7 protein-coding genes are annotated in these 7,158 nt (G+C 61.3%); 5 read left to right on the top strand and 2 right to left on the bottom strand.

Annotated elements, in window-relative coordinates; translation table 11 throughout:
* Positions 1–73: 73 nt before the first annotated feature.
* On the bottom strand, positions 74–403 hold the full coding sequence (locus tag A5766_RS25535) for a helix-turn-helix domain-containing protein (protein ID WP_082965517.1): 330 nt from the start codon (positions 401–403) through the stop codon (positions 74–76).
* A 62-nt stretch (positions 404–465) separates the two neighbouring features.
* On the opposite strand from A5766_RS25535, the gene A5766_RS13405 reads away from it, so the two are divergent.
* From A5766_RS13405 to A5766_RS13385, 5 genes are all read left to right on the top strand, one after another.
* Positions 466–1,434, top strand: a complete 969-nt coding sequence (locus A5766_RS13405; protein WP_064905023.1) for an AAA family ATPase — start codon at positions 466–468, stop codon at positions 1,432–1,434.
* A gap of 371 nt (positions 1,435–1,805) precedes the next feature.
* A complete protein-coding gene (locus A5766_RS13400) occupies positions 1,806–3,893 on the top strand; it encodes a S8 family serine peptidase (RefSeq protein ID WP_231894641.1) in 2,088 nt (695 codons plus the stop codon).
* A gap of 333 nt (positions 3,894–4,226) precedes the next feature.
* A complete protein-coding gene (locus A5766_RS13395) occupies positions 4,227–4,721 on the top strand; it encodes a hypothetical protein (RefSeq protein WP_064905019.1) in 495 nt (164 codons plus the stop codon).
* A gap of 297 nt (positions 4,722–5,018) precedes the next feature.
* Positions 5,019–5,420: a hypothetical protein gene (locus tag A5766_RS13390; protein WP_082965516.1), complete on the top strand. Its 402-nt coding sequence runs from the start codon at positions 5,019–5,021 to the stop codon at positions 5,418–5,420.
* Between the two features lie 432 nt (positions 5,421–5,852).
* Positions 5,853–6,230, top strand: a complete 378-nt coding sequence (locus A5766_RS13385; protein WP_156527458.1) for a hypothetical protein — start codon at positions 5,853–5,855, stop codon at positions 6,228–6,230.
* A 69-nt stretch (positions 6,231–6,299) separates the two neighbouring features.
* Here A5766_RS13385 and A5766_RS13380 read toward each other — a convergent pair whose 3' ends face one another.
* The gene (locus A5766_RS13380) at positions 6,300–6,965 is read right to left on the bottom strand and encodes a TetR/AcrR family transcriptional regulator (protein WP_064905026.1); all 666 of its coding nucleotides are present in this window, start codon (positions 6,963–6,965) and stop codon (positions 6,300–6,302) included.
* Between the last annotated feature and the right edge of the window lie 193 nt (positions 6,966–7,158).

Raw genomic sequence — 7,158 nt, 5'->3', positions numbered from 1 at the left:
TATCCACTGCTCGCGGACCCCGGGTTGCCATTCCCTAGCCTAACAACCGAATGACAATTAATGACTCAGGACACTAGGTTTCGTCCGGCGATTGGCGCGGACCGCTCACGCTGGGCTCAGACACCAGCGGCCGCAGGCGGATCGGTGCGGTCAATGAACGCATCATGGGCCCGAGATCGAGATTCAACGCTACGGCGAGCGAAACCACTGTGAATACCCCGGGTTCCTTTGCCCTTCCGGACTCAATTGCCTGGATCGTAGATGCACTGACCCCTGAGCGAGCCGCCAGTTCTGATCGCGAAATTTTTAGCACTTCTGATCTTTGTTTGCGCAACGCAAGTCGAAGCTCCTGACTACGGCTTTCGTGCTTGAAATCAGCTCTCGAATGACGTCCCGCGGGCACGGCATCAACCTAGCAAAAAATTAACTAACCGTACGCACCGTCTCGGTGTTAGGCTTGTGCGCATGGCTGGGCGTCACATCCGCGACATGATCGTGGCTTACGGGCAACGTGACGACCTCAAGTTCCGCCGGGCAGCGCAGGCGATCATTAGCGAAGAGGAAGCCAAGCGTCACACGGTGCTCGCTCGTGAACTGCGAAGCTTGCTGGCCGCAAACTCAGCTTTGGGCGTCAATGAGAGCATCTCCATGCCGGAGCCCCCGGTGGACCGGGACAGTGCACTACCACTTGCCCGTGTCGAGCTGGCAGACAGGATGCTCGATGACCTGATCCTGCAGCCTGCAGTCGAAGACGCACTGCGCCAACTCATCACCGAAGTTCGTCACTGGACAGACCTTGACGCCGCAGGCATTCCTCGTCGCAACAGGCTACTGCTGTCAGGGCCACCAGGATGCGGAAAGACCTCAGCGGTGTCCGCGCTCGCCCATGAACTCGGTCGACCGTTGGTCACCGCACGAGTGGAAGGGTTGATGTCGAGCTACCTCGGCGAGACCTCCACCAATCTGAGTAATCTGTTCGACTTCGCCGCAACTGGGTCCTATGTTTTGTTTCTGGATGAGTTCGACAGTCTGGGCAAGATGCGAGACGACCCCACCGACCACGGCGAACTGCGTCGCGTGGTGAATGCGGTGCTACAGCAGATCGACAGGTACACCGGACCGTCCCTGATCGTCGCAGCCACAAATCACTCACAGGTCCTCGACTCTGCTTTGTGGCGCCGGTTTGACTCGGTTGTCGAACTCGGTTTGCCCACACCCGCTGAATCTGCCGCCATCGTCAGTCGTGCTCTACCTTCGAAGGCTTTCACGCTCGCTGAGAAGTATCTCGGCGAACTCGACGGCTTACCCCACGCCGCCGCGGAATACTTTGCATATTCTGTTCGGCGTCGCAGCCTGCTGGCGGGCGCTAAGACCATCCGGGACAGCGACATTCACGCTGCTCTTCAAGAAACGACGACTCGTCCCTGGCTCTGACTCGGCGCATGCGCGTTGGACGCAACTCGGCCCCAGTCATGTCGTACGGTGGTTGGATGGCTGACCACCTCAGACTGCTCGCGGCCCGCCCGTTACCGACGAAGCGCGTCTCGCGAAGGGTTCCACCCGAGCAGGACTTCGACCGGGGTAGGCACGCCACGACGCTTCGCGGGATTCTCGAAGGCTTGGAAAGCTCCACTGCAGGTCTCTTCGACTCGCCAGCCAATGATGACGACGACGGCGAGATTGATGCCCGGGATCTGGGCGAAATTGTGCTCAAGTTCACCGGTCGATTCACGGGAAAGTCGGGCCCGTTCAACACCGCGGGGATGCAAGCCCTCGCATTCACCGACACAGCCCACTTCTACGCGTTGACCAACGCCCAATCCCGAGAGCTGCTTCGTCAGTACGTGCAGACTTATGTCGACGACCCCGACAGCCTCGGGTCACTCGTCGTCGCCTGGCGTGAGATTCTCGACGGTATCGACGGCATCAGCCTCTATAGCGCGGAAGACCGCATTGCGCCAACGCTGAGCGAGCCCGACGACGACACCACAATCGAGCTGGACATAGCCCTGTGGCCGACCTCTCTGGCAACCCGGGGTGCACGAGCTGAAGGCGCCAAGCGAGTCACCGCCGTCCGAGCACTGATCGACGAGTTCGGCCAGGAAGATGAACGCGTGCGCGTCACAGCCTTCGATAGCGAGCATTCAGACCGGCTGCTGATTCGGGCAACGGTGGACGCCAATACATTTCGTGCGGTGTCCCAACATCCTTACGTCGAAAAGATTCGTGGTCCCCTGCAGGTGACCGTGTCGCAGCGAGACCTGACATCTACCTCTGTGCCAGGCGATACACTACTGCCCGAAGGAGCGCCGATTGGCATCATCGACGACCTTGTAGTCACCGCCAACCCGTGGTTGAACGGAGTAGTCGTCGAGCAGCGGTCATTTCCCGACGGCTTCGCATTCGGGCAGCCAACCCGCCACGGAACTCACGTAGCCGGCTTTGCAGCGTGGGGCAGGGTCGCCGACCTCCTTGATCCCGACCACGACGCTCAGCCGCATCCGATTTACGTAGCGAGGGTGGCCCAGGCCAATGAGCATTTCGACCCACAGTTTGTTGGCAATGCATCCGAAATGGTCGCCGCGGCGCTTGACTGGTTCGCCGAAGAGAAGGTGAAAGTAGTCGTACTTGCCTACGCATACGCCTTCGCCGATGACGGTGCCCTCATCTCCGACCTCTCTGCCACCGTCGACGACAAGTGTCGAGAGCATGATTTGGTCGTGGTAGTCAGTGCAGGCAATGTCACCAGCATCGACGGCAAACACTGGCATGCTGACTATCCGAATTACCTCAATTCCGACACCGCCCGTGTCGCAGCCCCTGGCACCGCTGCCCTAGCGGTGACGGTGGGCTCGCAAGCACACGACACGGCTTTGGACCGGAGTCGGTGGCCACACGGTATCCACATCGCCGACCGCGGCGAGGCTGCGCCGTTCAGCCGAACCGGCCCGGTGCGAGGCACAAACAAGGCTGGGCGTCAGAAACCTGAATTTGCAGGGTACGGCGGAACTTGGGGATGGGATCGGGACACCGACCAGGTCATTCTCGATGACCCCAACCTTGCCGCGATCGCGCTCATCCCGCCACGTAATGGCCGACTGTTCGGCGCGGTTTGGGGCACGAGCTACGCGGCGCCGCAAGTAGCACACGAAATCGCACGCATCAAAACGCGCTACCCCGAGGCGGGCGCAAACCTGCTGCGCGCGCTCACGGCACTCGCTGGCCAAGCGCCGCCCAACACCTGCGACAACGACGAAGCCGTCGTCGCAACCTACGGCGTCCCTAATGCTGCGGAAGCCCTTGAGAGTGAGAGTGATCGGGTGACTTTTGTGTACGAGGGCGTCATGGCAACGAGCTCCCACACGATTCTGGAGATACCGATTCCGCCAGAGTTTGCGCGCGGCGCGTTGCACCGCGAACTGAGGGTGGCTCTTGCCTACGACCCACCGACACGACGAAGCAGAAGAGACTACATCGGCGGGCGAATCACGTTCGATTTCCACAACAAGGCCAGCTTCGACGACCTTGCGCGCGCCTACGCTCAGCAGCCCACCGAGGCAGAAGTCAAACACAATTCGTCACTGACGAAGTACGACAAGCCAAAAGCCGTCGCCCTTCGCCCTCCGGTTTCCAGTCTGCTCTCAGACACTCTTGTCTATCGAAAGTACGACACTCCCAAAGCCGGATGGAGCGAAGACGACCAGCGGTACTACTTGGTACTCACCCACGACCACACGCCGTGGTGGACAAAGGCCCAAAAGAAGGAATACCAGACGCAGAGATTTGCTGTCGCCGTTCGAATACACGCCGTAGATCACATCGAAGAAGACCTCTACGCACTGGCCCAAGCGCGACTTCAAGCACGCGCGCGCGGGCGTAGCGAGTCGATATGAGTGGCGACGCGGGGCGTGAGCACAGCGACTTGCCCTACTCGGAGAATTCAGACGGGGCCATCTGCCACGACACGGCCGCAGCAGCTGCCATCACACCAGTCCCGAAAACCCGGAATCGCATGATTCGCTTCGAAGGCCGGTGCCCATACTGTTTCGGCGACTTCACTTACACGTACTCACTGAAAGTCCTACCAGCTTCATCATCGCGACCCGCAGGCCAGGGCAGCGGAGCCATCGACGTGACACTGACATGCCAATGCCCCCATCGGCACAAGGACGCACCTGCAGGTCAGATCGGCTGCGGCCGCTCGTGGGTTGTCGAGATCACCAGCGATGGCTAAGAGCTTCCGCATTACGGCCACTCGTGCCGCTACTGACGCCGAGATTGAATACCGCAAGCGCCGAGACGCACTTGCGGAGTCCCAATTGGCTGCGGTCAGATCCGCCGCGCAGAACTGGCGAAACAGCATTGGCCTCGGCACGCTTGCATCGACACTCGTGGGACTAGTCGCCACTCCGGACATCATCAAAGCCCAAAGCAACCAACAGATTGCCGACGCCGCTTGGCTGTTGGGCATCGGCGTGCTGGGAGCCACAATCGCATTCATCTGCGCGCTACGGGCATCGTTCGGCTGGCCACGGTTACACGCACTCACCACCGAGAACGATTTCAGAAGATGGCAAAGCAATGAGACCGCGACGACAATTTGTTACCTACGATTCTCAGTCTTCTTCACACTAATCGCTTTTGTCTCCCTTTGTTTGGGATACGCAGTTCTGCTGTTCCACATACCATTGCCACTACATTTTCCGACGTGGCAATCATGAAGGCGAACCTGGTGGTGCACGTTTGCACGTGAACACCCACAGCTCGACAGCCGCCGCTGAAAACGTTGCGGGCAGTGCCGACGCGATCGCCGCCCTATTGATCATGTGAGGAGCCCTTCGATGCCGCCCCACCGCGCCCGTGCGGTCCGAGTGGCCTGGACACGGGCGAGCGCATCGGGGACCTGTGCGACTATTGCAAACCGCCGTAGTACGCGCTCCATGCGGGTGCCCGAAACCTCTACTCCCACCCGATAGGGTTTCGGCTCAGGCGTGACAGACTGACTGGAGGCATCAGAGATGGGGTCGATTCACCAGGTGATGGCGGCGTTTCGTGAGGCGCCGTCGAACTCCGAGCGTGGCACCAAGTTCGAGAAGCTGATGGTCCGGTACTTCGAGCTCGACCCAATCACAGGCACCTGGGACCACGCACTCATCTTCGAGGGCCGCCGCGCGCTCACCGAGCAACGGTTCAGTCGGGTAAAGGGCCGAGATGGAGCAGGTCTCTCGCATCTGTGCTCGGGGCCCCGCCGCGAGCCGTTCATCGCGCTCACGGTCGCGGCCGCCTTTGCAGCCATCAACCTGGAGACTCAAGACGGGTTCAACCCAAAGCGCGCGCGAAAAGAGTGCATCGACGTCAAGCGACGAAGACTCCAAGAGGACCTCGGCCACGAGCCAGCAAAGCCTCCACCGCTCACCTAGCCGAAAATGCTGTCGGCCGGTCACCACGCGATGAGGTGACCGGCCGGTCTTGTGTCCTAGTAAACTCTCTGGAGTTCTGGCTGCATTTGAGCCCGACCTAAGGATTCGGGCGTTCAGCGGCGGGTATGTGTCGTGCAAGGTTCTGATGACGAGATGGCGGGCGAACCGAGCACGCGCGCCCCAGCGCATCGAGCGAGCCAGGTGGCGGTCGTGCCGCAGCCCGAAAAATTCGCTGGAAAGCTTGCAATAAGTCTCTGGAAACTACGGAATGATAGTGCCCCTGGCCTGGCCAGATAAACCGCTCACCACCACGAGCAGTTCAGCTCAAAGCGGTACATCAGGTCAGGTTGCGGAATGCGGCCTGACCTTTTGTTTTGTCGCGGTCGACCTCTGCTGAAAGACGGCCGGGCCTGCTGGTATTCAATAGTGCTCGTGACGGGTGCGGAGGAGCACGCGAGCCTGGCGGCCGAGGTCGAGGCAATGAGCAGGCTGTTGGCCGACGGCGAGTGGGGGAGCCCGCAACCACGGCGCGACGTCGCGGCCACCGCGGAACTCATGTATCGAAGAGCCCTCGACCACGCGTCTCACGACGTAGCCGCGCTCGGAGCCGATCAATTCCGGATCGACCGCTTCTGCAGCCGAGTCGAGCAACCCGCGGGCGAGCAGACTAGGCCGGCTAACGCCGTTCTCAGTTACCTGCTGATCACCAGCGCCGCCGTGAATCTGGCACGGACGCGGATCATCCGACGCGCGCTGTCTGAGGAGATGATCGACTATCGCACGAACCAACAAACCCCGATCACCAGCTGAGATCGACGGCTGCGCGAAACCGCAACGGATGCAACGGCTTCGACGTCGGAGCCGTGTGCTACGCGGCTCTCAGGCCGCTTCCACCAACGACAGCAACACCCGGGCCACGGTGTCGACCGACAGCACGTGCTCGCCCTCGCGCCCGACGTACTCGAGCGAGAGTCCGTTGATCAGCGCCAGAACGAGCACGGCGGCGTCGAGCGCAGGCACCCGCAGTCGCAGGTGTCGAGCAGCCACGACCTCTTCGATGTTCGCCGCGAGCGACTCGGCGAGCTGTGCCCGCGCGGCGGTGTAGTCCTCGAGCAACTGCGGGTCGCGATCGACCTCCGACCGGAACTCCGCGAACACCACATTGGTCCGGTACGTGTCGCGGATCTGTTTGAGGATCATCAGCGCCAGGAAGCGCATGTCCGTCTCGGGGTCGGCGCTCTCCGACGTCGGCACCAGCGCGGGTGCCGTGAAGCCCGTGGCCCGCTCGGTGAACACAGACGACGTCAGGTCCATGAACAACGCGCCCTTGCTGGCGAAGTTCGAGTACACCGCGCCCTTGGAGTAGCCCGCACGCCCCGCGATCATCTCCAGCGACGCGTTGGCGTATCCCCGCTCAAGGAAGACCTCGCGCGCAGCGGCCCTGATGTCGGCTTGGACGTTCGCGCGGCTGGGCCGCCGTTTGGGTTGGTGCTCGGCGTCGGCTCCGGCGGTTGTGGAAGTGGAGCTTGACGATTCCGCAGTCATCGGGACATTATCAATCACGGCTGCCAGTACCAGCGGTATCGAGAAGTGGAGATTCACTCGAGTACGTCGGGGGCGTCGACGAGCTACCCAACGGGCACGTCGACGTCACGAGACCTCTTCTCGATACCGCGTCTGGGCACCCTCGTCGTCGGAGTGATAGTTGCTGCGCCGCTGCACGATGAATCCGGCCGCG

The organism is Gordonia sp. 852002-51296_SCH5728562-b (assembly GCF_001665475.1).
Lineage (GTDB): Bacteria > Actinomycetota > Actinomycetes > Mycobacteriales > Mycobacteriaceae > Gordonia > Gordonia sputi.
Note: the sequence above shows the minus strand (reverse complement) of the source record. Positions and strands in the feature narration are given on the sequence as shown.

Coding starts and splice junctions, on each gene's coding strand:
- A5766_RS13405 (WP_064905023.1), top strand. CDS start 466: ATGGCTGGGCGTCACATCCGCGACATGATCGTGGCTTACGGGCAACGT.
- A5766_RS13395 (WP_064905019.1), top strand. CDS start 4,227: ATGGCTAAGAGCTTCCGCATTACGGCCACTCGTGCCGCTACTGACGCC.
- A5766_RS13390 (WP_082965516.1), top strand. CDS start 5,019: ATGGGGTCGATTCACCAGGTGATGGCGGCGTTTCGTGAGGCGCCGTCG.
- A5766_RS13380 (WP_064905026.1), bottom strand. CDS start 6,965: ATGACTGCGGAATCGTCAAGCTCCACTTCCACAACCGCCGGAGCCGAC.